Source organism: Bacteroides sp. HMSC067B03 (assembly GCF_001811315.1).
GTDB lineage: Bacteria > Bacteroidota > Bacteroidia > Bacteroidales > Bacteroidaceae > Bacteroides > Bacteroides faecis.
On the sequence record NZ_KV804506.1, the window covers coordinates 1 to 23,413 of the forward strand.

The window sequence follows — 23,413 nt, forward strand, 5'->3', positions numbered from 1 at the left end:
TTATTATATGCCCTTACGGGCGCAGCTGGAGCTGGTCTTGAGCGCCTCCGAGCCAGGCATCCATAAAGGGGCTGAGGTAGTTTTCGAGTTCCGGGTAGGATGTCAGAATCGGGAAAATATCCTCGTACCGCTTGTTCAGGAACTCGATGGCGTGCGGGAAGGTACAATACCGCCCGTTGTCGTAGATGCGCAGGAACCAGATCACGGCCGCGAAAAGGATAATGGGGCTTTCCACAAAAAAATCGCCCTGCTTCTGCACCCAGCTTCGGTTCAGGTTGAGCATGATGGTATAGGCGCTCTCGTAGGCGTCCGAAATATCGGTCATGAAGTCCGGGTGAATGGGGTTACAGCGGTGCGAGCGGCGCGGGTCGTCGAAATTTATGACGTAGAAAGTCGGGATTTTCTTGTAACCTTTCTGGTGATTCAGCAGGTGGTTGTAAGCGATTTCCGAAAGATCGGGAAACTTGTAGTCATAGATGTATTGGGTATAGCCCTTTTCGATTTGCTGTTTAATGAACTGGTTTACAACACAATAACTCTTCCCGCTGCCCGGGCTTCCCATGCAGATGCAAGCCCTTTGCGGGTTTACAACGTTGGCGAACCCGTTGTTCCACTGTTTGTTATAGTAAAATTTCGTCGGCAGATTTATGGAGTACTCGTTCTCGATCAGGCGTGTTTCCTGCTGGAATGATTCGTTCTCGTTATTGAAAGGGTCATCCATGAGATTGTTCTTCAGCAGGCGGGACATCCACACGCCGCCCATCAAGAGGCAGATATACCCGGCCGATAGGGTCAGTATGTAGAAAGCCGCGTTCGCCGCTGCCGTCAGCGGCAAGTCCAGCAGCCACCAGTTGAAGAAGAACAGCACGCCTCCCGTGGCCAGCGATGCCGTGATTTTCCGCCAGGTAATTTTCTCCTCTTTTACTCCTTTTGTCCCGAGGCATGAAAGGGCGAGGAACACTACGGCGAAAAGTTTCGTCCATAGTATATTCCGGAACAGCCCCGCGGTGCGGTCGAAGTTCAGCAGAATCCTATCGACCACGCCGATATTGATTCCCCATTCCCGTATCTGCCCGTAGCAGAACCAGTAGATGTTGATAACCACGAACAAGATACTCAATGCCCGCATGAAATCCATTGTTTTAGCAAGACCCCGAAGGTCGTCTTCCTGTTGCATAACCGTAAGATTTAATAAATGAATGATAATTGAGATGTTATACTTTCCTCCGTCGTGAGGTATTCCGCTTCCGTTGCCCGTCCCGTCCGGCAGGCGCTTGTTTCGGGGACAAGCCCCTCGTGTTTTCCCCGGGATTCCGTTTTCCGCCGAAGCGCAGCTCGAAGGCGTTGGCCGAGTATGCCTTTCCCAGCCGTGATCCGTTCACGACCGTCCGTGTTTCGTGGTCAATGAACGTCACACCCACGATGCGGCCGTTTTCGTTGCGTCGTATGTAGAGATCCACCCGGGCTCCCCGCAGGCGTTCGCGCAGTTCTTCCTCCGTGGGTTCTCCCCGAAGCGCTTTATCGACCCGGCCACGGATTTGCCTCCTCGTGTCGTCCTTCCCGAACCGTTCGGCGCTGCGCTCCATGTGCCGTTCCAGCCCGTCATACCCGACCTCTTTACCGAACAGTGAGGATTTGAGCGGCGCGGCCACTGCCTTGTCCCCGTTCTCGTCCAGCAGCGTGTAGAGCAATCCCCGGTAGGGGGTTCCGTTCCGCTCTCCCCGGACTTCCTCTATACCTATATTATATAAGGACAGCAATGCCCGGAACTCGCCGAGGGTCTGGAAGCGGTATGTCGCCACGGCCGGTTTTATTACCGCTGCCACCTGGCGTTTCAGGTCGCCCCGCGTGTAATCGGCGGGGACGATCCCTTGCCCTTTCTCCCGCCTTCTCCCTTTGGCGGGATGCAGTCCGTACTCCCGTTCCAGTTCCTCGGTAACGGCCACGCTGCGTTCGTTGCGCCTGCTGTCGTTTATCTTGCGCCCGTCCTGGGCCACCTGCACCGACACGATATGGATATGCTCCCGTCCGATGTCGGTATGCTTGAATACGATATAAGGTTGTCCTCCCCAGCCCATGCGCTCCATGTAGGCCCCGGCTATCTCCGCGAGCTGCCCGTCGTCAAGGCGGTCTTCGGGAGCCGGGTTGAGCGATACGTGCACGACGGGTTTTTCCGTCCGGTAGTGCGAGGGCATCCAGCGCAGGAGGTCTTCTGCCGTCGCGGCCACGTTGAAGCGCCCATCCGCCGGCTCCCTCACTATGTGGGTCAGCAGTACTTTCCCGTCGCCCCGATCGACTTTCTCCTGGTTGTACGCCAGCGCGCCGTACACGTCTTTTCCGGTGGTGATATTGGCTACCATCGCTGTTTGAACTCTTCGGAGAGCGACACGACCTGCTGCCCGACGGCCGCCAGTTCACGTGTCGCTCTCTCCAGTTTATAGAGCAGCGCGAGTGTTTTCTTCTCGGAAAAATGCGCGTGCAGCTCCTTCACCACCTGGTTGTAATTCGTTCCCACGGCACGGAATTGGGCGTGGAAAGCGGTCAGCTTCGCCACGTATTCGAGCGTTCCCCGGTCGGTCTTTACCACCCGGAACGCCTCGTTGAACACTCTCGCTTTGATAAAAGCGGCTTTGGACAATAGCCCGGACTGCTCGTAAAGGTCGAGGAAACGGGCATGTTCCACGGCTGAAAAGTTTACCGAAAAGCGGTAAACGGCCGGGTCGTTTTTCGCGGGTCGTCCCCCTTTGCCCCCTCGGGGCTTTCTGTTCTTTTCCATCGCATCGAAATTTTAAGGAGAGGCCAGAGCCCCACCGGTTCCTGAAAATTCCGATCCCTTCGCGGCCTGCCGCCCTTCTGAAAAGCACCGACTCCGGAGGTGCTTTCTCCCCCTTGCGGGCAAGCTGTTTTCTGCTGCAAAACGAGAATCGTGCAGCAGAAAACACAGCTTGCTATTTGCCCTTTGCAAATACCTTCTGCCCGCTCGCGGACAGAACATTGAAAGAGCCGCCGTAAAACGGGGCAAGGACGGCTTCATTAGCGTCGGGATCGTTCACGAGGCAAAGATACCGACCTATTCAATCTCTTGTACTACAAGCGATTACGCCACTTGCGTCCACTTTGATGCCACACGCGGCCATAGCGGAAAAAGAGCATACAACCCGTGTTTTTAAGGGTTTACTTTGCACGTGAGAACGGATACGGGCAATGACACATCCCCCTGTCCGCACACGTGCGGACGGATGCAGAAAACATCGTGTGCAGAGGAAAAAGCGGGTCTTTGTCCGGATAAGCAAATGCGGTTGCGCATGAGTATAAAATCGGACACGCGCCCATGCACCGGCATACCGGCGTAACAGCCTGCCAGCGCACCAGCATATATGCGTGCCGGCATACCAGCATAAAATCTCATGCCGTCACTTGTCCGGATACGTGAAGAGATGAACGATTACCCGATTGTATAACTAAAAACGCATGGAACAATGAAAGAGAAAACGAAATTCGTGGCCTTCTCCACCCAGAAAGGCGGAGCGGGCAAAACCACCCTCACGGTGCTGGCAGCCTCTTACCTGCACTATGTAAAGGGTTTCAATGTCGCGGTCATCGACTGCGATTATCCCCAACACTCCATCGTGGAGATGCGGGAACGTGACCTGAAGCTTGCCCTCGAAGACGAACATTACAAGAGGTTAGCTTACGAACAATTCACCCGGCTTCAAAAGAAAGCCTATCCTGTCGTGGAAAGCAACACGAAAGAGGCGTTGGCCGATGCCGACTACCTCCTGCCGCAAGGTGATTTCGATTATGTGTTCTTCGACCTTCCCGGTACGATCAATAACGAGGATCTGATTCATTCCCTGGCCGGAATGGATTATCTCGTCGCCCCGATCAGTGCCGACCGGGTTGTCATGGAAAGCACCCTGAATTACGCGGTTGTGGTAAAGGAGCATATCATGGGCCGCGAGAAGTCCCGGATGAAAGGGCTGTATATGCTATGGAACATGGTGGACGGACGTGAAAAGACAGAGTTATATCAGGTTTACGAGGCGGTAATGAAAGAGCTGGGTCTTCCTGTTCTGAAGACCTTCCTGCCTGACACCAAGCGTTTTCGTCGTGAGCAGAACGCCAGCCGTCGCTCTGTCTTCCGCTCCACGCTCTTCCCGGCAGACCGTTCTTTGATCCGGGGCAGCAACCTGGATAAACTCGTGGATGAATTGATCGAACTGTTAAAGTAGGATCTTATGAGCGGAAAAGAACATGACGACGGTTTGGACGCTTCCTTCATCATCAGCCAGGCCAAAAGCCGAAACCGGCCATTACATCCTTACACGCCGGAAAAAGAGGAGGAGGCATCGGCTCTATCGGAACCGTCTGGCGAGGCCGCCGCCTCGCCGGCTACGAAAGAGGAGGGACGCCGCCGAAGAGGGAAAGGCCAGGATTACGAGCGTCTTTTTATCCGGAACGCCCCCTCCAATACCCGAAGCGGCAAAACGGTGTATATCCGCAAGGAGTTTCACGAGCGTATAACCCGGATAGTGCAGGTTATCGGTAAGAACGAACTCTCGCTGTATAGCTACCTGGACAATGTGCTGGAGCAGCATTTCGCGACCTATCAGGAGGAAATTTCGGAACTCTACAAGAAACGGAACTCCGATATTTTTTAGTTATGAACCCAATATTTACAACCTATTAAAAACAATCCATCATGTCAGACAAAGCAATTATTTTATCTGTTATCCTGGCGGCCGTCCTTTGCGTCGCCGTGCCCTTCATCTTCCGCGTGTGCCGCTACCGGCGCAGGATGAAAACCCTTATCGTCCCCGACGGCCCTTCGGGGGAGGTCGCCGTGGGGACTGTCCCCACCCCCGAGGCCGAGTACCTGGCCCGTTACATCTGCCTGCTGCGGCTGCCTTTCGCCGGTAACAAGCACGTGAAGATACGTCCGTCGTATCACGAGCGTATCCGCGAGATCACCCGTGTCATCGGTCGTGGCGACGTGACGATCACGGCCTACGTGGACAAGGTTCTCAAGGCGCACCTGGACGATAACCGGGAAACCATCGAGCGGCTTTTCGAGGAGCGTGAGGCCGTGGCCTCCCGGCAACCCAAAGCGGAGGAGCGATGAACGGGGCGTTGTGGCTGCTGCCCCTCTTTGCCGTGGGGTATGCCTTGTGGGCGTTTTTCCGCCTGTGGCGGATGGAACGCAACGAACCGGCAGACGGGATCGTTGCCGAAGACACTCCCTGCCGGCAGGAGATCATCGGCAGGAGCCGCTTTGTCCTCGACCCGCGCCACTCCCGGCCACAAGCTGCCGTAGAATCTGAAACTGAAAAAGTTACGGAAAAAGCCGATATATTTGTGCCCACGAATGTACCCGAACACCCCCGGCAGATTCCGCCGGAAGACCTGGATGAAGTGTTCGGTGTCGCTCCCGAGGGGGAGCCTAACGAACCTCTGGAAATCGACTTTCCGCTGTACGATGAATCTTTCCCGGATGCGGACGCGGAGGAGCCGGATTATGACGAGGATGAAGACGACACCGAAGAGCTGCCCCTTTTGGGCCGCTCGCTTGCCCAGGGGGTTAGTTTTGAACAGATGGGCGAAGCCTACCGCCACGTGGTACATGATCCACCTTCAACAGACGAGCAAAGGGAGGAAACGGGACGTGTCCTCCTGGGCCTGAAACAGACCGACATGTTCGAGGTCATCGTTTCGGGCCGCCCCGACGGGAACGACAGGGTAAAATCCCTGATCGACACCTACCTCTCGGCCTTTCACCGGCGTATGTCCGAGAGGTCTGCGGAAAGCCCATCTCCGCAGGGTTCGGTTCCCACGGGTTTCGACGTCCGTGAGTTTGTTTAACCCCATAATGACATCACGATGAAAGAAAAAGACTACGGGTAGCACGTGAGGCTATCCTCGAACCACTGAAAAAATCCGAATCAAGAAGTTTAACCCGGTGCGGGGCCTATCCATCCCCGCGCCACAATTCAAACATTATCGAGTTATGAGAAAGAACAAGATTCTTCTTCCGGCGGCATTTCTCTTTGCCGCCATCTCCTCCGCTTTCGCGCAGGGCAACGGCATCGCCGGCATTACGGAGGCTACCAACATGGTAACCAGCTACTTCGATCCCGGAACGAAGCTCATCTACGCGATTGGGGCTGTGGTCGGCCTTATCGGCGGGATCAAGGTCTATAACAAGTTTTCGAGCGGCGACCCCGACACGTCGAAGACCGCCGCGAGCTGGTTCGGCGCGTGTATTTTCCTGATTGTCGCCGCGACGATCCTACGCTCTTTCTTCTTGTAGTCCAACCTGTCATGCAAATAATTATGGAATATGGAATCAACAAGGGAATCGGCAAGAGCGTGGAGTTCCGGGGCCTGAAGGCGCAGTACCTCTTCATCTTCGCGGGCGGCCTGCTGGCCGTCTTCGTGGTGTTCGTCATCCTCTACATGGCAGGGGTCGATCAGTGGGTATGTATCGCTTTCGGCGTTGCGGCGGCTTCGGTGCTGGTCTGGCTTACCTTCCGCCTGAACGCCCGTTACGGGGAACACGGGCTGATGAAGCTGTTCGCCGCGCGCCGGCATCCCCGCTACCTGCTCAACCGCAAGTCCCTGCGCCGGTTGCTGAAAAGAAAGGGGGGCCGCGTATGAGAAACATCTTGAAAGCCACCACGCTGGAAAGCAAGTTCCCGCTCCTGGCCGTGGAAGGCGGTTGTATCATCAGCAAGGACGCGGACATAACGGTCGTCTATCGGGTCGAACTCCCGGAGCTGTTCACCGTCACGTCCGCCGAGTACGAGGCGATCCACGCCGCCTGGTGCAAGGCCCTGAAGGTCTTGCCCGAATACAGCGTGGTACACAAGCAGGACTGGTTCATCCGCGAGCGTTACCGCCCGGCCACGGGCGAGGGGGACATGAGTTTCCTCTCCCGCAGTTACGAGCGGCATTTCAACGAGCGTCCGTTCCTGACCCACGCCTGCTTCCTCTACCTGACGAAAACGACGAGGGAGCGTATGCACATGCGTTCAGACTTCTCGACCCTCTGCCGGGGCAACATCATTCCCAAAGAGGTAAACCGGGAATCGGCGACAAAATTCCTGGAGGCGGCGGAACAGTTCGAGCGTATTCTGAACGATTCGGGTTTCCTGACCCTTGTCCGCCTCACGGGGGACGAGATCACGGGTACGGCGGATTGTCCGGGCCTGCTGGAACGGTACTTTTCCCTCTCGCTCTCGGAGACGACTTCTCTTCAGGACATCGAGCTGGGGGCCGAGGTTCTGCGCGTGGGCAACAAACGGGTGTGCCTGCACACGCTCTCGGACACGGAAGACCTGCCGGGGCGCGTGGGTACGGACACCCGTTACGAGCGTCTTTCCACCGACCGTTCGGACTGCCTGCTGTCGTTCGCGGCCCCCGTGGGGCTTCTGCTTTCCTGCGACCACCTTTACAACCAGTACGTGTTCCTGGAAGACAGCGACGAAAACCTGCGTATGTTCGAGAAACGTGCGCGTAACATGCAGTCCCTTTCCCGCTACTCCCGCGGAAACCAGATAAACAAGGAGTGGATCGACCAGTATCTCAACGAGGCGCACTCGTTCGGTCTTCAATCCGTCCGGGCCCATTTCAACGTGCTGGCCTGGTCGGACGACGTGCAGGAGCTCCGGCATATCCGCAATGATGTGGGCAGCCAGCTCGCTCTGATGGAGTGCCGCCCGCGCCACAACACCGTGGACGCCGCCACGCTCTACTGGGCGGGTATGCCGGGCAACGCGGGGGATTTCCCCGCCGAGGAATCGTTCTACACGTTCATCGAGCCCGCAGTCTGTTTCTTCACGGAGGAAACCAACTATAAATCCTCGTCCAGCCCTTTCGGCATCAAGCTGTGCGACCGCGTAAGCGGCAGGCCCCTGCACCTGGACATCTCGGACGAACCGATGAAAAAAGGGATCATTACGAATAGGAATAAATTCGTGTTAGGCGGCTCTGGGTCAGGCAAGTCGTTCTTTATGAATCATTTAGTCCGCCAATACTGGGAGCAGGGCACGCATGTCGTGCTGGTGGATACCGGTAACAGCTACCAGGGTCTTTGCGAGCTGATCCGGCGTAAGACCAAAGGTGAGGACGGCGTGTATTTTACCTATACCGAGGAACATCCCATCAGTTTCAACCCGTTCTACACCGACGACTACTATTTCGACGTGGAGAAGAAGGACAGCATCAAGACGCTGCTGCTGACACTCTGGAAAACCGAGGACGACAAGATCACGAAGACCGAGAGCGGCGAGCTGGGCAGTGCCGTGAACGCCTATATCGAGCGTATCCGCGCCGACCGGAATATCGTGCCGTGTTTTGACAGTTTCTACGAGTACCTGCGGGACGACTACCGCCGCGAGCTGGAGGAGCGGGAGATCCGGGTCAGCCGCGAGGATTTCAACATCGACAACATGCTCATCACCCTGCGGCAGTATTATAAGGGCGGACGCTACGACTTCCTTCTGAACTCCCGGGCCAACATCGACCTGCTCTCGAAGCGCTTCGTGGTCTTCGAGGTGGATTCCATCAAGGAAAACAAGGAGCTTTTTCCCGTGGTCACCATCATCATCATGGAGGCTTTCATAAACAAGATGAGACGGCTCAAGGGGGTACGCAAACAGCTCATCGTCGAGGAGGCCTGGAAGGCGCTCTCTACGGCCAATATGGCTGAATATCTGCGTTATATGTATAAAACCGTCCGCAAATACTACGGTGAGGCCATCGTTGTGACGCAGGAGGTCGAGGACATCATTTCCAGCCCGGTGGTCAAGGAGGCGATCATCAACAACTCGGACTGCAAGATCCTGCTCGACCAGCGCAAGTTCATGAACCGTTTCGACGCGATTCAGTCCTTGTTGGGGCTGACCGACAAGGAGAAGGCGCAGATTCTCTCGATCAACCAGTCCAACGACCCTTCCCGTAAATACAAGGAGGTCTGGATCGGTCTGGGCGGCGTTCAGTCGGCGGTCTATGCCACGGAGGTCAGCGTCCCGGAGTACCTGGCCTACACGACCGAGGAAACGGAGAAAGTGGAGGTACAGCGGCTTGCCGGGGAGCTGGGCGGTGATATGGAACTGGCGATCAGGCAGCTCGCCGAGGGCAAACGTTAAAGGGAGGGCAGGCCATGTATCGCAAGTGTATCGGATCAGACCCCACGGCGGCGCGTTTGGACTTCGCGCTGTACGAGGTGGCGGGCGAGTGGGAAAGCCGCTCGGGTTCTCCCCGGGTTCGCATCTACCGCAACCCGGGACGCCGGGGCGGCGGTTTTTACGTGGAGGTGTCCTACAAGGACGGGACACGCTTCTCCCGTCCCGTGAGGAAGTATTGGGGAGGTATCCGTTACTTCGACCTCTACGGGTATGTCGCCCTGGCCTACGATGCGGGGCGCGAGGTGCTCCAGCTCTCCGCCTACGGGGATTATTACCGGGCGTCGGAATGACCGCCCAAGTATTCACGAATTAAATAATGAAAAGGATGAAACGATTGATTTTAACGCTGTTCGTGGGGCTTCTTTGCTTCACGTACCAGGCAAAAGCGCAGTGGACGGTCATCGACCCGTCGAACCTCGTTCAGAACATCAAGAGCGCGGTTCAAAGCTCGACCACGGCGACCAACATGGTCAAGTCGCTGCAAGAGAGTATCAAGATTTATAACCAGAGCAAGGCTTACTACGACGCCCTCAAATCGGTGCATAACATCATCAAGGATGCCCGGAAGGTGAAGCTGACACTCGAAATGGTCAGCGAGATCACGGAAATCTACACCTCGGGATTCAACCGTATGGTTTCAGACCCGAACTTCACGGTGGACGAGCTGGCGGCGATCTCGGCGGGTTACGCCCGGCTGCTGGAGGAGGGCGGCGCGCTGGTGACGGAACTCAAGACGGTCATAACCGGCGGCAACGGCCTCTCGCTCTCGGACAAGGAGCGGATGGACGTGGTGGATCAGGTTTACACGAAGATGCTGGAGTACCGCAACCTCACGCGCTATTACACGCGCAAGACCATCTCCGTGTCCTTCATCCGCAGCCGCGAAAAGGGCGACGCGCACCGGGTGCTGGCACTTTACGGGAACCCGAACGACAGATATTGGTAACCTGAAAACGGAGGCAGTCATGGATTTCGACAATTTACACCAGGTTCTCCGGAACCTGTATCAGGAGATGATGCCGCTATGCGGCGACATGATCGGGGTGGCGAAAGGTATCGCCGGCCTGGGTGCGCTCTTTTACGTGGCTTACCGGGTATGGAAGGCACTGGCCAATGCGGAGCCTATCGACGTGTTCCCGCTCCTGCGGCCTTTCGCCATCGGCTTGTGCGTGATGTTCTTTCCCACCGTGGTTCTGGGGACGATCAACGCCGTGATGTCGCCCGTGGTGCAGGGCACGCACGCCATACTGGAGGGGCAGACATTGGATTTGCAGGCATACCAGCAACAGAAGGACGATTTGGAAGCCGAGGCCCGCAGGCGCGAGGGCAAGGCTTGGTTAGTGGACGACGAGGTGTATGAACAACGGCTTGCGGATATGGGTATCACGGATTTGGGCGAGATTATCAGCATGTGGGCCGAACGCACGTGGTACGACATCAAGGCCGGTTTCCGGCAGCTTGTCCGGGACTTCTTCGAGTTGTTGTTCAACGCCGCGGGGCTTACTATCGACACGCTGCGGACATTCTTTTTAGTCGTGCTGTCGATTCTGGGGCCCTTGTCGTTCGCCCTCTCCATTTACGACGGCTTTCACTCGACGCTCGCGAGCTGGATTTCCCGCTATATCAGCGTGTACCTTTGGCTTCCCATCGCCGACCTGTTCTCCGCGGTGCTGGCCAAGATCCAGACGTTGATGCTCCAGGCGGACGTCCTGGCCCTGCAAGACCCCAACTACATTCCCGACAGCGGCAGCGGTGTCTATATTATCTTTTTGATTATAGGTATCATAGGCTATTTCACGATCCCCACCGTTGCCGAGTGGGTGATCCAGTCGGGCGGAGCCGGCGGGGCTATGGGCGGTATCAACAAGGCCGGGGCATTCGCCACGGGTGTCGCTGGCGGTATCGCCGGCAACATGATCGGCCGCACGTTCGGGCGTCGCGGCGGTGGCGGTTCCTCCTCCGGTAACGGCGGCGTTGGCGGCCCGGCTTCGGGCAGTGCCCCCAACGGGCGCAACCTGGCAACACAAGGTAACAATAATCATTCATAACAATTTGGACAATGGAATTCAAGTCATTAAAAAACATCGAAACAAGTTTCAGGCAGATTCGGCTTTTCGGTATCGTGTTCCTCTGCCTGTGCGCGCTGGTATCCGTGTTCAGCGTGGTCGCGAGCTTCCGTTTCGCCGAAAAGCAGCGCGAGAAGATCTACGTCCTGGACGGGGGCAAGTCGCTGATGCTGGCGCTCTCGCAGGATTTGAGCCAGAACCGCCCCGTGGAGGCGCGCGAACATATCCGGCGTTTTCACGAGTTGTTCTTCACCCTCTCGCCCGACCGTGCGGCCATCGAGAGCAACATCAACCGCGCGCTGTTCCTGGTCGATAAGAGCGCCTTCGCCTATTACCAGGACATGCAGGAGAAAGGTTACTACAACCGTGTGGTGTCGGGGAACATCAGCCAGCGTATCGAGGTGGACTCCGTGGTGTGCGACTTCAACGCCTATCCCTACCGGGCCATGACCTATGCCCGGCAAATGATTGTCCGCGAGAGCAACATCACCGAGCGTTCGCTGGTCACGCGCTGCGAGCTGATCAACTCGGGGCGTTCGGACAATAACCCGCAGGGTTTCATCATGGAGAAATTCGAGATTCTGGAGAACCGCGATTTACGTACATTAAAAAGATAAGGTTATGGCAAAGAAGAGAATAAAGGCTTTCGGGGAGTGGGTCGAAGACCACCTGCGCCGCGCTTGCGGGGCGCTCTCGCCCGATAAGCGGATTATCGTGATCCTCACGCTGCTCTTGTTCTTTTCCGTCTTGTCGCTCTACTTTACCGTGTCTTCCATCTACCGCTTCGGCAAGGGAGCCGGGGAACGGATGCAGATACGGCATATCGAGCGGCTGGAGCTGGAATTAAGACAACGGCAGGAGGCCGACAGTGTAAAACATCTAAAAGATTTCAATTATGACGACGAACGAAAAACAGAATAAACAGCCGGAGGCGGGGAAAAAGGAACTCACGCCCCGGCAGATACAGATGCGGAAGAAGATGGTGGTCTTCCCGCTCTTTTTCCTGGCCTTTGCCGGGTGCATGTGGCTGATCTTCTCCCCCGGCGAAAAAGAACGGGAGGAGCCTTCGGCGGGTTTCAACACGGAGCTGCCGACCCCGGAATCGGAGGGTATCCTCTCGGACAAGCGTGATGCCTACGTGCAGGAGGAGATGCGGCGCAGGGAGCGGGAAAAGATGCGCTCCTTGCAGGATTTCGCGTTCGGGATGGAGGACGAGGAGGAAGAGCCCGTCATGCCCGCTGCCGTGCCGGATAAGTCTTCCGGCCCTGCCGGCGGTTCGTCGGGAGCTTTCCGGACTTCCCGTGCCGCCTATGCCGACATCAACCGCCAGTTAGGCAGTTTCTACGAGGACACCGCCGGTGAAACGGGGGAAGAGCGCGAGATGCAGGCCCGCATCGAGGAACTGGAACGCCGCCTGGAAGAACAGCAGGCGCAGAAAACGGCCCAGGAGGAGCAGGTGGCGCTGCTGGAGAAGTCCTACGAGATCGCCGCCCGCTACATGAATGGCGGTCAAGCCCCTGAAGCCCCGCGTCAGAAAGCCTCCGTTTCCGGCAAGGCTTCCGTGCAGCCCGTGCGCCAGGTGCGCCGTAACATCGTGTCGCTGCTCGCCGCCCCGCTGCCCGATTCGGTCTTCGCCCGTGAGTTCGTCAAGCCCCGGAACTGGGGTTTCAACACGGTGGGGAGCGACCTTCGCGAGCCCGAGCGCAACAGTATCCGTGCCGCCGTGCAGCAAACCGTGACGCTCACCGATGGCGGGGAGGTTACTTTCCGGCTGCTGGAACCGATGATGGCGGGAGAGCTGCTCATCCCCTCGGGTACGCCCGTAACGGGGGCGGCGAGGATCAACGGCGAACGGCTGACGGTCAAGGTCAGCGCTGTCCAGCACGGCGGGGCGGTCGTTCCGGTCGATCTGTCGGTCTATGACACGAACGGCAACGAGGGTATTCCCGTGCCGGGGTCGGAAGAACTCAATGCCGTGAAGGAGATCGCCGCCAATATGGGTGCGGGCATGGGCAGCAGTATCACGATCACGGACGATGCCGGTTCGCAACTGCTCTCCGACCTGGGGCGCAGCGCCATCCAGGGCGTGTCGCAATACGTGAGCAAGAAGATGCGCTCGGTCAAGGTCACGCTCAAGGCCGGTTACAGCGTCCTGCTGCTCCCGCCCCTTCAATAAGGGTACAAACGACGTACTTCCGTACACCACTGAAAAAATCCATTTTTATCAACAATCAAAAAATTATCGAGTATGAAAAAGATTCTTCTGGCACTCGCTTTTATCGGGTGCATGTTCGCTGCCCACGCGCAGGAAAAGCCCTCCACGGGCGATTTGTACGACGGTCTTACCCGTCCGCTGACCTTCAACCGGGTTATCCCGCCCTACGCGCTGGAGGTGACGTTCAGCAAGACCGTTCATGTGATTTTCCCCTCGGCCATCCGTTACGTCGATCTGGGGTCTTCGGATCTTCTGGCGGCGAAAGCCGACGGCACGGAAAACGTGCTGCGTGTAAAGGCGGCCCTGCGTGATTTCTCGCGCGAGAGCAACCTTTCGGTCATTACCGAGGACGGGGCCTATTACAGCTTCAATGTCAAGTATGCCGACGAGCCGGTGAAACTGTCGGTCGAGATGGCGGACTTCCTGCATGGCGGGGAGGCGGTAAACCGCCCCAATAATGCGCTGGACATCTATTTGCAGGAGTTGGGATGCGAATCTCCGCTGCTGGTCAAACTGATCATGCAGTCCATTTACAAGAATGACCGCCGCGAGATCAAGCATATCGGTTGCAAGCGTTTCGGGGTACAATACCTCCTCAAAGGTATCTACGTGCATAACGACCTGCTTTATTTCCACCTCCAACTGAAAAACTCCTCCAACGTGCCTTTCAACGTGGACTACCTGACGTTCAAGATTACGGACAAGAAGGTGGCCAAACGCACGGCCATCCAGGAGCAGGTCGTATGGCCCGTGCGGGCGTACAACAACGTGCAGGTCATCGGCGGCAAGCGTACCGAGCGCATGGTCTTCACGCTCCCGAAGTTCACGCTGGCCGACGACAAGCAGCTGGTCGTGGAACTGCACGAGCAGCAGGGCGGGCGACACCAGACTTTCACGGTGGAGAATGCCGACCTGGTGCGCGCACGTGTTATCAACGAGTTAAAGGTAAAGTGATATGAAACGGGCGATATTCATTCTCACGCTGGGGTTATGCCTCCTCCTTTCGGACGGGGCGCACGCCCAGCGTGCCCTGCCCGCCATGCGCGGGCTGGAAATACGGGGAGGCATGACCGACGGCTTCTATACCCGGGACAGCCGCAGCGAAACGGGCTACTGGTTCGGGCTGGCCATGAGCCGCTACGCGAAGAATGCCGACAAGTGGGTGTTCGGCGCGGAGTTCCTGAACCGTTATTACCCCTACAAGTCGGAACGTATCCCTGTGGCGCAGTTCACTGCCGAGGGCGGTTACTATTACAAGTTCCTCGCCGACCCGTCCAGGACTTTTTTCTTCTACCTCGGCGGCTCGGCGCTGGCCGGTTACGAGAGTGTGAACCGGGGCGAAAGGCGGCTCTATGACGGCTCTACGCTCCGCCACCGCGACCGTTTCCTCTATGGCGGGGCCGTCACGCTGGAGGTCGATGCGTACCTGACCGACAGGATTATCCTCTCGCTGACGGGGCGTGAGCGTATCCTATGGGGCACTACAACGGGACATTTCCACGCGCAGTTCGGCCTGGGCGTGAAATTCATAATCCATTAAACTTGCAAGCGACATGAAAAAGATGAAAAAGATATTGGCCCTGGCGGTCTGGATCGCCGCCCTGGGTCTTTTATGCGCATCCTGCGACAACGGGCTGGATATACAGCAGGCGTACACGTTCTCTCTGGAAACGATGCCCGTTCAGAAGCGAATCTCCGTTGGTGAAACCGCTGAAATCCGCTGCACGCTCGTGCGGGAGGGGAGATATGACGGCGCGCGTTACACGATCCGCTATTTCCAGCCCGACGGGCGCGGTGAGTTGAGGATGGACGACGGTACGGTGTTCCTGCCCAACGACCGCTATCCGCTCGACCGTGAGGTGTTCCGCCTCTATTACACATCGCGCAGCGATGACCAGCAGACCATCGACGTCTATGTCGAGGACAACACGGGTCAGGTCGTGAAGACCTCCTTCACGTTCCAGAGCGAGAACGGGACGGAGGAAACGGAACGATAACGGAATATGTCTAACCAAGAGAAGCGCCCGTCACCCGGGCGCTTTCCATAAATACTGAAAACCATGACAGAGCAAGAGAGAATAGATATAGCCTATCTCGATACGGGGGTGTACGAGAACCCGTGGCGCGAGAACCTTTTCGAGACGCTGCCCGAGGATCGGAAAACGGCGGAAGTCTGCCGTTTCGCCATCAAGAAATCGGCTTTCAACATCGAGTTCGTTCCCGAAGCGATGAAAACGCCGGAACTTTGTCTTGCCGCGGCCGGCCACCGGGGCGAAACACTGAAATTCGTCCCTGACCGTCTGAAGACACCGAAAATGTGCCGTGCCGCCGTCGATAGCAACAGCTACGCGCTGTATTACGTTCCGGAGGGGTTGAAGCCCCCCGAACTGTGCATGACGGCCGTGAAGCGCAACGGTCTGGTGCTGGAGGCCGTCCCCGGGGAATTGAGGACGCCGCAAATATGCCGTGCGGCGTTGAAAGCGGTGGACAGTGCCGATTACAAGATACTCCCTTACATTCCGTATCCCGATATATGCCTGGAAGGGCTGAAAAAATTCGGGATGTCGTTCGTGGACAAGTTCGAGATTTTCGCCTCCATTGCCCCGGAGGTCATGACCGGGGAACTGGCCCTTCACGGCGTGGGGATGGACGCGTCCTGCCTTTCGCTCGTGCCGGTGGAACTGCGCACGGAGGCAGTCTGCCTGCGTGCCGTCAGCGGGGACGGCATCCTGCTCCATGAAGTGCCGGAGGAATTACGCACGGAACGGGTCTGCGAGGCCGCCGTGTCCTCGAACTACCTGGCACTGGAGTACGTTCCGAAACATCTGAAAACCGACCGTCTGTGCGGGATGGCGCTGGAGCGCGATCCCCTGGCCATCCGCTTTTTCAACCCCGAACAGCTCACGCCGGAGGTCTGCAACCGGGCGTTGGCCCGTACCGACGACCTGCGTGTCCTCCGCTATATCCCCTTCGAGGAGATACACCTGAAAGTGTTGGGGTTCTATTGCACGAATTACGATAAGACCTTCGATTTTTTGGAGAACATGAACCCCTGGTTCCTCACGCCGAGGGTGGCCCGGGAAATTTTCGCCCTGGAGCCGGAGCTGTTCTACAACCTTCCCGACCACGCCAAGAACGAGGAGATGTGCCGCCGGGCCGTCTGGCACGACGGGAGCTACCTGCAATATGTCCCCGAGAAGTGGAAAACGCCGGAGTTGTGCATGGAGGCCATACGGCGCAGTCCCTATGCCATCGCCCACCTGCCCGAGAGCATGAAAAGCCCGGATCTATACATGAGCCTAGTGCGGGAGAACCCGCAAAACCTGAAAGGCGTCCCCCGCGAAGCCCGGACGCCGGAGATGAGCCGGGAGGCTTTCGAGCGTACCTACGGGAAGGACAAAACCGATTTCTCGGTTATCAGCGCGTTGAGCGACCCCGCCCTGGTCTTGCAGGTGTTCCGCGAGCAGGACGACCCGCAGCAGATACACCGGTTGATGAGTGTCCTGCACCTGAACCGCCGGCTTGTAACGGAGGAGGTGGCGTTGGAGGCCGTTCGCAAGGATGCGGGGGTGCTGTACGACATTCCCCAGAGGGCCATCACGCCGCTCGTGGCCGATACGGCCGTGCGGGGCGACCCGAGGATGATCCAGTGGGTTCCGAGGGAGCTTCGCACGGCGGATCTGTGCCTCTATGCCGAGGCCGCCCATCCCGAGTTGCGGGTTTACGTTCCCGACGAAATAGCAAAGGGACGTAATATCTACTCGTTCCACCGTCAGGTGGACGCGAAATTGCGGCAGCCGCTCGAATACGAACAATACAAGACCCTCTACTCGGGCGGCGCGGTGCGTGTGAACAACGTGTGGACGTCGGTTGCGGGTGAGATTGACTGCTGCGAGGTGCGTTACGACCGTAAGACGGAGAAACTCAAACTGCGGATCGTCGAACCGCCCAGGGAGAAGAAGGCGCAGCCGAAGGTCGCGCCCCGCAAACCCGCCCGGGGGCCGAAATTGTAGGACGGCGGGTAGTTCTTTGGCAGGAAGGTTGTTAAAAATCGCACGTGTTGTCGCCGATACCCGAATGAAATCGTTATATTTGCAATCGAATCCTCCGGCGGCGTGCCGCCGGGCGATTTACATACGGAAGGAACACATTATGGTGGGGCATTGAAAACAGCCAAATTTTAATCCGCTCGCAAAATAATGGGTAGTTCTCTTCTTCATCGTCGTGTCTATATGCGTCAAGCGTATGCGATAGCGGCGTGGGGAGAAATTATCTATCGAGTGGATGGGTGCTTGGCTGTACCTCAATGCCGGTATTTAACGTATTCTCACGCCTTTTTCGTATGGTATTTGTCTGAACCTAAAGAAAAGCGATATGGAAACGAAATCGACAAATGAGGTAAAGGGTGATTACGACCGGGTATCGGCGAGTGAATGCCTGGGGTCGCTAATCGAGTTGCACGGGATTGTCATGGAAGACGATCTGTTCGTCATTCCCGATGCGGATGGCACGGCAGTATTATACAATGACGGGAAGATACGTTTTGACGAGATCGCCGACATCGAGGTCGGCTCGGTGTTTGTGGGCATCCTGCTCCGCAACGGCTATCTGTTCTACCTTTCCCGTACCGAACCGCTCAAGACGTGCATATACACGCATGGCGGGTGGGGTTCAATCTCTGAAATTTCTCCCCGTGGCATTGCCGGACATATCGGGCGTGAACTGCACGGGAAGCTGGGCGACCATACGGCGGTCGATTGACGGGAAACAAAAAAATCGGACGGTTGTCGTCCGATTTTTTTCGCGTCGTATTTTCACGGCCGTTGCCTGCCGTGTTCCCGTTTCCGCCTTTGCAGGGCGAGCAGTTGCCGCAACATGTAGGCATGGTTTTCCCCCACGGTATGCCCCGAGGGCATCAGGTAGGGACTTGCGAGGCACTCCCGGCATTGGCGTACCGCCTCTTTTAAGTCGGTAACGGTTATTTCCGCTCCCGTGATGTCTTTAATCTTTGTTTCCATTCTTGTCCTGTTTTTTTGGTTCGTACCAACTGTCCCGGTAATTTTCTCCCACGAGCGAGAAAATTCCGCTCATGCCGCTTTCAGCGGCGAAATTTTTGGCTTCCCATATACCGGAAAACTCTCCCAGCAGCCGGTAGCCGATGAATAATTTGTACTTGCGCATGATTTTATCGTTTTTCCAGGTTGATAATCGGTGTGTTCTTTTGCAGCCATTCCTTCACGCTGTCCATGTTGTATTCGGATGTGATAACCGCCGTTCGGTCGTCGATTTCGGTGAAGCGCGTAGTTTCATACCCGTCGATCCACTGCTTCAGCGTGGCAACGCCCCACACCTGCGGGTCGTCGAACATGGTGTTGAGCCGCCCGATACCCTCGCCGAAGGTTACGAGCAGCGTTTCATAGGAGATTTCCTTGTTTACTTCATTCGTTTTCATATTCTCGCTTTTTACGGGCGGCTTTTGCCGCCCCGAAATTTTTTAATCAGACAAGTTCCACTCTAACCCTGCTCATGTTCGCCCAGAACACGCCGTTGCAGTAGTAGGCGTAGCCGTTATGCCAGTTGCTCCTGCGGCGTATCACGTCCTGCTCGGGTGGTCGTATCTCGATACTCGTGGTGTAGATGTTGTGTCCCACGGTAATGACGAGGTTGCACCTTCGCCATATCTCGGAATGGGTTTTGAACCCGTTTTTCCCCTCGACGAGCGCAAGGGCCGTCTTGACTGCTTCCCGAACTTCCCAATCCCACTCCCCGAAGGGTTTGAGCGGGCGTGCCATGTAGCTTTTATAGATGATTTTCATTGTTATATTTTTTTTTGTAGGGCGGCTTTCGCCGCCCCGATTTTATAATTCGACAATCCTTTCCACTCTGCCGTACAACATGGAGCGTATGCTCGTCTTGTCCACGCCCTTGTATTCCGTGTAATGCCCGTACTGCTTTACCACGAATGTTTTCAGTACATCGACAAAGTTGAAACGATACCCTAAAAGCGGAATGGAGTCCTTGAAATAGGTGTTATGGTTTACCTCACGGGTAATCCAGTCTTTCTCCTCACGGGTGAGCGTTCCCCCGTCATTGAGCCGTTTGCGTAATATGTACGCTTTTGAGCCTGCAAGGCTTTCGAGTGCGGGAACGTCCCACGACACGAATTTATATGCTATTTGGTTCATTCTATTTTGTTTTTGCGGGCGGCTTTCGCCGCCCCGATTTTTATGCTGTCATTCGTTTCCGTATAAGGGACATGTTCCCCTTCATCAGTTTCAGTATTTGCCCGTGGTATGGGGTATTCTTGTTACACACGCCACGGCTCTGCACGACCTCCATGCGTTTTAGGGACACCTCTATCGTTTCGATACGTTTGCCGTCGATTGTGGCCGAGAGTATGAGCGAGTCGGCTTTCAGATAGTATTCGTTGGTAAACACGCAATGGTGCATGGCCTCGCCCTCCTGCCGTATGGCTTCAACGCTGTCCAATACCTTGATGCAGATTTCCCCGTCGGAAAACTCCACTCCGAAAAACCGCCCTTTGGCTTCGACAAACGAGGCTTCCTGTTCCAACGCCTTGCGCCGTTCCTCCTGCCGCCGTTCCATTTGCATGTGCCGCCGTTTTTTTGCCATGTAGAGGTCATGCGCTGCGGGCAGGTCTGCGGGACACACGAAATGGGCGTTATGCAGGTCTTTCCCGAAAAATCGCAGCAGGTCGATGTAGTCGCACCATTCCGTCGGTTTCCCGATAGCGTACCCGTTACGGATGGCGATACGGATGGCCGGCCAATAGTCTGCGATATTGCGGGAGGAACGGGCGAAAAATCGCACGAGTGCCGTTTGTCCCGCTTTAAGCAGCGTTTCGGCCTTGTTCTCCGAGAGCAGCAGGTGGATAAGGTCGAAAGGGGTTACATCGGGGAGTTGTTTACCGTAGCCGCTTCGGCGCAGTTCGGGGATAAGCCGTTGTCGGGGATAGATGCGTGTGGGCGTGATGTTGTATTTCCCGTCGTTCTCCGCCCGCAGTTCCAATGCGCTCGACCAACTCCACCCGTGAACGAAGAAGCCCATCGGGCGCAGCCGTGCGAAGGTTGCGGAGCGTCCGTCGGGGGCAATCCACCGCTGTACGGCTTCGATATGGGTGTAAACGGGCGTCTGTCCCACTTTCGCCCAACACTCGATATAGACGAAGCGCAGGACTTGAAAACCCTTGCAGCGGGTTACGATGCACAAATACTCGTAATCGTTGAACTTGCGGCGCAGGGTGGTTTCCACTTTCAGCGGGGTGTGGCAGTGCGGACACTCGCACCCTAACAGATTGTCCGTGAGTTCTCCGTTTTCGCTCTGCCACGTGTGGCCGCACTCGGTGCAGGTGATAAGTCCTTTCGGCGTGCGGCGTCCGATATGCTCGATGCAGTTCTTGTACCCCCATTCGATTTGTGCGGGGGTAAGCGGCGGCAGGTGTTTACTTGCCGCCACAACGCTCTGTTGGAATTTTGTTCTCGGTTTCATAACTAAAATAGACTGGGCATTAGTTTGTTATCTTCGATTTTCTTGGGTTTGGACTTGGCTTTCGCCAACTTGGCGTAGGCTTCGCTCTCGGCCTTCCGTATGGCGTTCCGCCGTGCCTCGGCTTTTTCCTCCTCGGTCAGTTCAACGGTGTGATTGACCACTACCTTGCAACTGACGGGTTTGCCGATGTCGATGTCCTCCTCGTCGTAATAGTGGAGTGCCATAGAGTATATTTCCTCGTCGGCAAACCCGTTGCAACCGCTCTGCCGTACTTGGTTGATGATGAAAGTGCAGCAATCGTCAATGTTCTTTTTCGGGTTGGCGTATCGGGGTGCGAAAAGTTCGTCCTCCCGTGCCCGTGCGTCGAGATAGTTCTGTATCGTCAGTTTGAAATAATCTGTTCCTTGTGCCATGATTTTTTGGTATTGTGGGGCGGCGAGCCGCCCCGTGTTCAACATTTATTCGTCCTTTCCGAGAAGCCGCCGCACCTCGTCCTCTTTGGTCTTTTGGAAAATCCATCCCGCTCTCTTCTGCCCGTCATGCGTCAGCCGTGCGTTGAAGCGTCCCCCGAGTGCGTGAAGGGCGTCCTTGACGGGCTTGGTGTCCCCGAATACGGCTATCGCCTTCTCGGAATAGTCCACGATGATAAACCCGCCTTGCACGCTCGTTTCAGTGCGTTCCGCCCGTTTTTCGTCTTTCGGCTCGGGCAGACATATATTCTCCTCGTTTCCTGCGATATATGCCAGCCTGTCGATGTACCCTTCACGTGTGTAGTGGGTCAGTTTGCAGACACTCCACCCGTATTTCGGACTTTTGCCGAGCGTGAAAACGGGATAGCGGTGTTCGTTCTTGGGGTCGTATTCGGAGAGGTGCGCCGTTTGCGGGAAATTGGCCGCCGCCTTTCTCAACTCCCCGAAGCCGTTGCGGGAGGTGGCCGAAAAGCCGAGAATGACGGTACGCACGCTTCGGGTGGTCGAACACTCGTAAGAGGGGTCAGTGTATTCCGTTTCGTTGAGTTCGGCGATGATTACGCCCTGCACCCCTTCGGGCATGATGCGGCGTAACCTCTGCGCTCCTATTTCCGCTATGCGGTCATGCTCGGCTTTCTCTTTGGCGGCGGCGATGGCTTGCGCCGTGGCTTGCTCTTCCGCCTGCCCCACGAGCAAAGCCACCTCGAAAGCGTCCATGAACTCGGGGTTCACGTCGTCGTAGTACCTGCCGATACCGAATGTTTGCGAGAGGGGTCGCAGAATGTCCGTTTGGCTGATTTCCTTTGTTTCGGTATCGACCATGTGGTACACGTAGCCACGGGCGGTGTGTTCCACCTTGTAAACGACGTAACGCTTTCTGCTCGCACCCGCACCGATACCGATGATTACCTGGTTTTCCTTGACTACCTGCACCCGTGTGTCCGTGGTAGTCGCTCCGAATAATGAAATGTACTTTGTCATACCTGTAATAATTTAGAAGATGTGAGTGAATAGGAAATAGAAAAAGCCGGTTAGAGCCACGAGAGAAACAAGGCAGGAGAAAATGCCCCGCAGGATGTCATAACAGAACGTGAAGCCCAAAACGACCCAAATAAAGTCGATACCCCACACGTGGAAGCCCAAAGCCACCGCCCCGACCTTTACCGCCAACCCGACCTTTGCCTTTATGCCAAGTGGAAGGTTGGAGGATTTCTGTTTCCATTTATTTTTCTCTTCGTTTCTCATAACCTTTGACTTTTTTTTTATGCCGTAGCGGAGCCGGTATGGATGGAATCTGTTTCGGTAGCATCAAAAGGTGTCGGGGATAGCTGCTGCAAGATTTTGTCGGAAAATACGCTCGCCCGCAGGGAAAGAGGAAGATTTTGCGGCAAACCGCCCCGCGGCCCGATCTTGCAGCAGCGTGAGCCCCGTAACTACCTTTGCTACTGACAACAGATTTCCATACCGCGCTCCGCGGCATGAAAAAAAGAGAGGAAAAGGTTATGGGAGAGAAACGGGGAGAAAACGATATGCCGTGAACGCTCGCGAAAGTCGGTTCACGGCTCACCCTGCATGGAATGATAAATCGCCCGCGAACATTTCCTTTCACGGGCGATTGGCGTATCGGAGCGTGCCGATCCCGTATCGGCGGAGGATCGTTTCCGCCGGACGTGGCGCCACTCGCTGCCACTTTTAAGACGGATACGTCCATATACCACTGGCTGATAACAAGATACTGTTCATTTGTGTACTTTTGGGCATCCGGGAAACAAAAAATGAAACAGAACATGGAAATAATAAGTATGGACGTGAAGGCTTTCGACGCGCTGGCAGGGCACGTGGAAGCCATTGAAAGAAAAGCCGAGGCGTTATGCCGCAGGCAGGAGGACGTGAGTTTGAAAAAATGGCTGGACAACCAGGATGTCTGTGACGTGCTGGGGATATCGAAACGTACCCTGCAAACCTACC

Annotated in this window: 30 protein-coding genes and 2 pseudogenes; 19 read left to right on the forward strand and 13 right to left on the reverse strand. The window is 56.2% G+C overall.

Annotated features, from left to right (window positions below; translation table 11 throughout):
* Positions 1-28: 28 nt before the first annotated feature.
* The 4 genes and pseudogenes from HMPREF2794_RS26175 to HMPREF2794_RS28260 all read right to left on the reverse strand — a co-directional run.
* Positions 29-1,177, reverse strand: a pseudogene (locus HMPREF2794_RS26175) (YWFCY domain-containing protein); the annotation flags it as partial.
* A 37-nt stretch (positions 1,178-1,214) separates the two neighbouring features.
* Positions 1,215-2,360, reverse strand: coding sequence for a conjugal transfer protein MobB (mobB, locus tag HMPREF2794_RS26180; RefSeq protein WP_004295463.1), 1,146 nt, complete (start codon positions 2,358-2,360; stop codon positions 1,215-1,217).
* Positions 2,354-2,776 (reverse strand): conjugal transfer protein MobA, encoded by a 423-nt coding sequence (gene mobA / locus HMPREF2794_RS26185; protein ID WP_004295462.1) that lies wholly within the window; start codon positions 2,774-2,776, stop codon positions 2,354-2,356. The genes mobB and mobA overlap by 7 nt, the downstream gene beginning before the upstream one ends.
* A 390-nt stretch (positions 2,777-3,166) precedes the next feature.
* On the reverse strand, positions 3,167-3,409 hold the full coding sequence (locus HMPREF2794_RS28260) for a hypothetical protein (RefSeq protein ID WP_004295461.1): 243 nt from the start codon (positions 3,407-3,409) through the stop codon (positions 3,167-3,169).
* A 70-nt stretch (positions 3,410-3,479) separates the two neighbouring features.
* Here HMPREF2794_RS28260 and HMPREF2794_RS26190 point away from each other — a divergent pair, with 70 nt between their 5' ends.
* The 18 genes from HMPREF2794_RS26190 to HMPREF2794_RS26275 all read left to right on the forward strand — a co-directional run bounded on the left by HMPREF2794_RS26190 (position 3,480) and on the right by HMPREF2794_RS26275 (position 18,227).
* Positions 3,480-4,232: a ParA family protein gene (locus tag HMPREF2794_RS26190; protein ID WP_004295460.1), complete on the forward strand. Its 753-nt coding sequence runs from the start codon at positions 3,480-3,482 to the stop codon at positions 4,230-4,232.
* A gap of 6 nt (positions 4,233-4,238) precedes the next feature.
* Entirely contained in the window at positions 4,239-4,661 is a 423-nt protein-coding gene (locus tag HMPREF2794_RS26195; RefSeq protein ID WP_004319163.1) for a DUF3408 domain-containing protein, read from the forward strand.
* Positions 4,662-4,702: 41 nt separating this feature from the next.
* Positions 4,703-5,122, forward strand: a complete 420-nt coding sequence (locus HMPREF2794_RS26200) for a DUF3408 domain-containing protein (RefSeq protein WP_004295458.1) — start codon at positions 4,703-4,705, stop codon at positions 5,120-5,122.
* A complete protein-coding gene (locus tag HMPREF2794_RS26205) occupies positions 5,119-5,859 on the forward strand; it encodes a hypothetical protein (protein WP_029427932.1) in 741 nt (246 codons plus the stop codon). Before HMPREF2794_RS26200 ends, HMPREF2794_RS26205 begins: the two co-directional genes overlap by 4 nt.
* A 145-nt stretch (positions 5,860-6,004) precedes the next feature.
* On the forward strand, positions 6,005-6,307 hold the full coding sequence (locus HMPREF2794_RS26210; protein ID WP_004303800.1) for a DUF4134 domain-containing protein: 303 nt from the start codon (positions 6,005-6,007) through the stop codon (positions 6,305-6,307).
* A 20-nt stretch (positions 6,308-6,327) separates the two neighbouring features.
* On the forward strand, positions 6,328-6,654 hold the full coding sequence (locus HMPREF2794_RS26215; protein WP_029427933.1) for a DUF4133 domain-containing protein: 327 nt from the start codon (positions 6,328-6,330) through the stop codon (positions 6,652-6,654).
* Positions 6,651-9,146: a TraG family conjugative transposon ATPase gene (locus HMPREF2794_RS26220; RefSeq protein WP_070753133.1), complete on the forward strand. Its 2,496-nt coding sequence runs from the start codon at positions 6,651-6,653 to the stop codon at positions 9,144-9,146. Before HMPREF2794_RS26215 ends, HMPREF2794_RS26220 begins: the two co-directional genes overlap by 4 nt.
* A 14-nt stretch (positions 9,147-9,160) precedes the next feature.
* Entirely contained in the window at positions 9,161-9,475 is a 315-nt protein-coding gene (locus HMPREF2794_RS26225) for a DUF3876 domain-containing protein (RefSeq protein ID WP_004303798.1), read from the forward strand.
* 35 nt (positions 9,476-9,510) lie between these two features.
* Positions 9,511-10,131: a DUF4141 domain-containing protein gene (locus HMPREF2794_RS26230; RefSeq protein WP_007851777.1), complete on the forward strand. Its 621-nt coding sequence runs from the start codon at positions 9,511-9,513 to the stop codon at positions 10,129-10,131.
* A gap of 19 nt (positions 10,132-10,150) precedes the next feature.
* On the forward strand, positions 10,151-11,233 hold the full coding sequence (gene traJ / locus HMPREF2794_RS26235) for a conjugative transposon protein TraJ (RefSeq protein WP_029429443.1): 1,083 nt from the start codon (positions 10,151-10,153) through the stop codon (positions 11,231-11,233).
* 11 nt (positions 11,234-11,244) lie between these two features.
* On the forward strand, positions 11,245-11,868 hold the full coding sequence (gene traK, locus HMPREF2794_RS26240; RefSeq protein WP_004295450.1) for a conjugative transposon protein TraK: 624 nt from the start codon (positions 11,245-11,247) through the stop codon (positions 11,866-11,868).
* 4 nt (positions 11,869-11,872) lie between these two features.
* Positions 11,873-12,172 carry a TraL conjugative transposon family protein gene (locus tag HMPREF2794_RS26245; protein WP_004295449.1) on the forward strand — a complete coding sequence of 100 codons (300 nt, stop codon included), beginning with the start codon at positions 11,873-11,875 and terminating at the stop codon, positions 12,170-12,172.
* Complete coding sequence (gene traM, locus HMPREF2794_RS26250) at positions 12,147-13,427, forward strand: conjugative transposon protein TraM (protein WP_017141464.1); 1,281 nt, start codon at positions 12,147-12,149, stop codon at positions 13,425-13,427. Before HMPREF2794_RS26245 ends, traM begins: the two co-directional genes overlap by 26 nt.
* Positions 13,428-13,499: 72 nt before the next feature.
* Complete coding sequence (gene traN, locus HMPREF2794_RS26255; protein WP_004295447.1) at positions 13,500-14,420, forward strand: conjugative transposon protein TraN; 921 nt, start codon at positions 13,500-13,502, stop codon at positions 14,418-14,420.
* Between the two features lies 1 nt (position 14,421).
* Positions 14,422-15,006 carry a conjugal transfer protein TraO gene (locus HMPREF2794_RS26260; RefSeq protein ID WP_004295446.1) on the forward strand — a complete coding sequence of 195 codons (585 nt, stop codon included), beginning with the start codon at positions 14,422-14,424 and terminating at the stop codon, positions 15,004-15,006.
* A 13-nt stretch (positions 15,007-15,019) separates the two neighbouring features.
* Positions 15,020-15,463: a DUF3872 domain-containing protein gene (locus tag HMPREF2794_RS26265; RefSeq protein WP_004295445.1), complete on the forward strand. Its 444-nt coding sequence runs from the start codon at positions 15,020-15,022 to the stop codon at positions 15,461-15,463.
* A gap of 63 nt (positions 15,464-15,526) precedes the next feature.
* Positions 15,527-17,479 (forward strand): DUF4116 domain-containing protein, encoded by a 1,953-nt coding sequence (locus HMPREF2794_RS26270; protein ID WP_017141466.1) that lies wholly within the window; start codon positions 15,527-15,529, stop codon positions 17,477-17,479.
* Between the two features lie 361 nt (positions 17,480-17,840).
* Positions 17,841-18,227 (forward strand): hypothetical protein, encoded by a 387-nt coding sequence (locus tag HMPREF2794_RS26275; RefSeq protein WP_004295441.1) that lies wholly within the window; start codon positions 17,841-17,843, stop codon positions 18,225-18,227.
* A gap of 53 nt (positions 18,228-18,280) precedes the next feature.
* Here the strand turns inward: HMPREF2794_RS26275 and HMPREF2794_RS26280 are convergent, their stop codons facing one another.
* The 9 genes from HMPREF2794_RS26280 to HMPREF2794_RS26320 are packed head-to-tail and all read right to left on the reverse strand — an operon-like array spanning position 18,281 to position 22,690.
* Entirely contained in the window at positions 18,281-18,484 is a 204-nt protein-coding gene (locus tag HMPREF2794_RS26280) for a hypothetical protein (RefSeq protein WP_004295440.1), read from the reverse strand.
* Positions 18,468-18,647, reverse strand: a complete 180-nt coding sequence (locus HMPREF2794_RS26285; RefSeq protein ID WP_004295439.1) for a hypothetical protein — start codon at positions 18,645-18,647, stop codon at positions 18,468-18,470. The genes HMPREF2794_RS26280 and HMPREF2794_RS26285 overlap by 17 nt, the downstream gene beginning before the upstream one ends.
* A gap of 4 nt (positions 18,648-18,651) precedes the next feature.
* Positions 18,652-18,918, reverse strand: a complete 267-nt coding sequence (locus tag HMPREF2794_RS26290) for a DUF6956 domain-containing protein (RefSeq protein ID WP_004295438.1) — start codon at positions 18,916-18,918, stop codon at positions 18,652-18,654.
* Between the two features lie 46 nt (positions 18,919-18,964).
* Positions 18,965-19,282, reverse strand: a complete 318-nt coding sequence (locus HMPREF2794_RS26295) for a hypothetical protein (protein ID WP_004295436.1) — start codon at positions 19,280-19,282, stop codon at positions 18,965-18,967.
* 42 nt (positions 19,283-19,324) lie between these two features.
* Entirely contained in the window at positions 19,325-19,651 is a 327-nt protein-coding gene (locus tag HMPREF2794_RS26300; protein ID WP_004295437.1) for a hypothetical protein, read from the reverse strand.
* A gap of 40 nt (positions 19,652-19,691) precedes the next feature.
* Positions 19,692-20,975 (reverse strand): PcfJ domain-containing protein, encoded by a 1,284-nt coding sequence (locus HMPREF2794_RS26305; RefSeq protein ID WP_017141505.1) that lies wholly within the window; start codon positions 20,973-20,975, stop codon positions 19,692-19,694.
* Positions 20,976-20,977: 2 nt separating this feature from the next.
* Positions 20,978-21,388 carry a PcfK-like family protein gene (locus HMPREF2794_RS26310; RefSeq protein WP_009132163.1) on the reverse strand — a complete coding sequence of 137 codons (411 nt, stop codon included), beginning with the start codon at positions 21,386-21,388 and terminating at the stop codon, positions 20,978-20,980.
* Between the two features lie 45 nt (positions 21,389-21,433).
* Positions 21,434-22,426, reverse strand: a complete 993-nt coding sequence (locus HMPREF2794_RS26315; RefSeq protein WP_007559037.1) for a hypothetical protein — start codon at positions 22,424-22,426, stop codon at positions 21,434-21,436.
* 12 nt (positions 22,427-22,438) lie between these two features.
* The gene (locus HMPREF2794_RS26320) at positions 22,439-22,690 is read right to left on the reverse strand and encodes a hypothetical protein (RefSeq protein WP_004303766.1); all 252 of its coding nucleotides are present in this window, start codon (positions 22,688-22,690) and stop codon (positions 22,439-22,441) included.
* 542 nt (positions 22,691-23,232) lie between these two features.
* Here HMPREF2794_RS26320 and HMPREF2794_RS30065 point away from each other — a divergent pair.
* Positions 23,233-23,413: pseudogene (locus HMPREF2794_RS30065) on the forward strand (DNA-binding protein); the annotation flags it as partial.

Bases quoted from the DNA above. Each gene is read 5' to 3' on its own strand.
- HMPREF2794_RS26270 (WP_017141466.1), top strand. From the start codon at position 15,527: ATGACAGAGCAAGAGAGAATAGATATAGCCTATCTCGATACGGGGGTG.
- mobA (WP_004295462.1), bottom strand. From the start codon at position 2,776: ATGGAAAAGAACAGAAAGCCCCGAGGGGGCAAAGGGGGACGACCCGCG.
- HMPREF2794_RS26200 (WP_004295458.1), top strand. From the start codon at position 4,703: ATGTCAGACAAAGCAATTATTTTATCTGTTATCCTGGCGGCCGTCCTT.
- HMPREF2794_RS26265 (WP_004295445.1), top strand. From the start codon at position 15,020: ATGAAAAAGATGAAAAAGATATTGGCCCTGGCGGTCTGGATCGCCGCC.
- HMPREF2794_RS28260 (WP_004295461.1), bottom strand. From the start codon at position 3,409: ATGAGATTTTATGCTGGTATGCCGGCACGCATATATGCTGGTGCGCTG.
- HMPREF2794_RS26210 (WP_004303800.1), top strand. From the start codon at position 6,005: ATGAGAAAGAACAAGATTCTTCTTCCGGCGGCATTTCTCTTTGCCGCC.
- HMPREF2794_RS26300 (WP_004295437.1), bottom strand. From the start codon at position 19,651: ATGAACCAAATAGCATATAAATTCGTGTCGTGGGACGTTCCCGCACTC.
- traJ (WP_029429443.1), top strand. From the start codon at position 10,151: ATGGATTTCGACAATTTACACCAGGTTCTCCGGAACCTGTATCAGGAG.
- HMPREF2794_RS26310 (WP_009132163.1), bottom strand. From the start codon at position 21,388: ATGGCACAAGGAACAGATTATTTCAAACTGACGATACAGAACTATCTC.
- HMPREF2794_RS26220 (WP_070753133.1), top strand. From the start codon at position 6,651: ATGAGAAACATCTTGAAAGCCACCACGCTGGAAAGCAAGTTCCCGCTC.
- mobB (WP_004295463.1), bottom strand. From the start codon at position 2,360: ATGGTAGCCAATATCACCACCGGAAAAGACGTGTACGGCGCGCTGGCG.
- HMPREF2794_RS26225 (WP_004303798.1), top strand. From the start codon at position 9,161: ATGTATCGCAAGTGTATCGGATCAGACCCCACGGCGGCGCGTTTGGAC.
- HMPREF2794_RS26315 (WP_007559037.1), bottom strand. From the start codon at position 22,426: ATGACAAAGTACATTTCATTATTCGGAGCGACTACCACGGACACACGG.
- traN (WP_004295447.1), top strand. From the start codon at position 13,500: ATGAAAAAGATTCTTCTGGCACTCGCTTTTATCGGGTGCATGTTCGCT.
- traK (WP_004295450.1), top strand. From the start codon at position 11,245: ATGGAATTCAAGTCATTAAAAAACATCGAAACAAGTTTCAGGCAGATT.
- HMPREF2794_RS26195 (WP_004319163.1), top strand. From the start codon at position 4,239: ATGAGCGGAAAAGAACATGACGACGGTTTGGACGCTTCCTTCATCATC.
- HMPREF2794_RS26290 (WP_004295438.1), bottom strand. From the start codon at position 18,918: ATGAAAACGAATGAAGTAAACAAGGAAATCTCCTATGAAACGCTGCTC.
- HMPREF2794_RS26190 (WP_004295460.1), top strand. From the start codon at position 3,480: ATGAAAGAGAAAACGAAATTCGTGGCCTTCTCCACCCAGAAAGGCGGA.
- HMPREF2794_RS26280 (WP_004295440.1), bottom strand. From the start codon at position 18,484: ATGGAAACAAAGATTAAAGACATCACGGGAGCGGAAATAACCGTTACC.
- HMPREF2794_RS26245 (WP_004295449.1), top strand. From the start codon at position 11,873: ATGGCAAAGAAGAGAATAAAGGCTTTCGGGGAGTGGGTCGAAGACCAC.
- HMPREF2794_RS26275 (WP_004295441.1), top strand. From the start codon at position 17,841: ATGGAAACGAAATCGACAAATGAGGTAAAGGGTGATTACGACCGGGTA.
- HMPREF2794_RS26260 (WP_004295446.1), top strand. From the start codon at position 14,422: ATGAAACGGGCGATATTCATTCTCACGCTGGGGTTATGCCTCCTCCTT.
- HMPREF2794_RS26320 (WP_004303766.1), bottom strand. From the start codon at position 22,690: ATGAGAAACGAAGAGAAAAATAAATGGAAACAGAAATCCTCCAACCTT.
- traM (WP_017141464.1), top strand. From the start codon at position 12,147: ATGACGACGAACGAAAAACAGAATAAACAGCCGGAGGCGGGGAAAAAG.
- HMPREF2794_RS26305 (WP_017141505.1), bottom strand. From the start codon at position 20,975: ATGAAACCGAGAACAAAATTCCAACAGAGCGTTGTGGCGGCAAGTAAA.
- HMPREF2794_RS26295 (WP_004295436.1), bottom strand. From the start codon at position 19,282: ATGAAAATCATCTATAAAAGCTACATGGCACGCCCGCTCAAACCCTTC.
- HMPREF2794_RS26285 (WP_004295439.1), bottom strand. From the start codon at position 18,647: ATGCGCAAGTACAAATTATTCATCGGCTACCGGCTGCTGGGAGAGTTT.
- HMPREF2794_RS26205 (WP_029427932.1), top strand. From the start codon at position 5,119: ATGAACGGGGCGTTGTGGCTGCTGCCCCTCTTTGCCGTGGGGTATGCC.
- HMPREF2794_RS26230 (WP_007851777.1), top strand. From the start codon at position 9,511: ATGAAACGATTGATTTTAACGCTGTTCGTGGGGCTTCTTTGCTTCACG.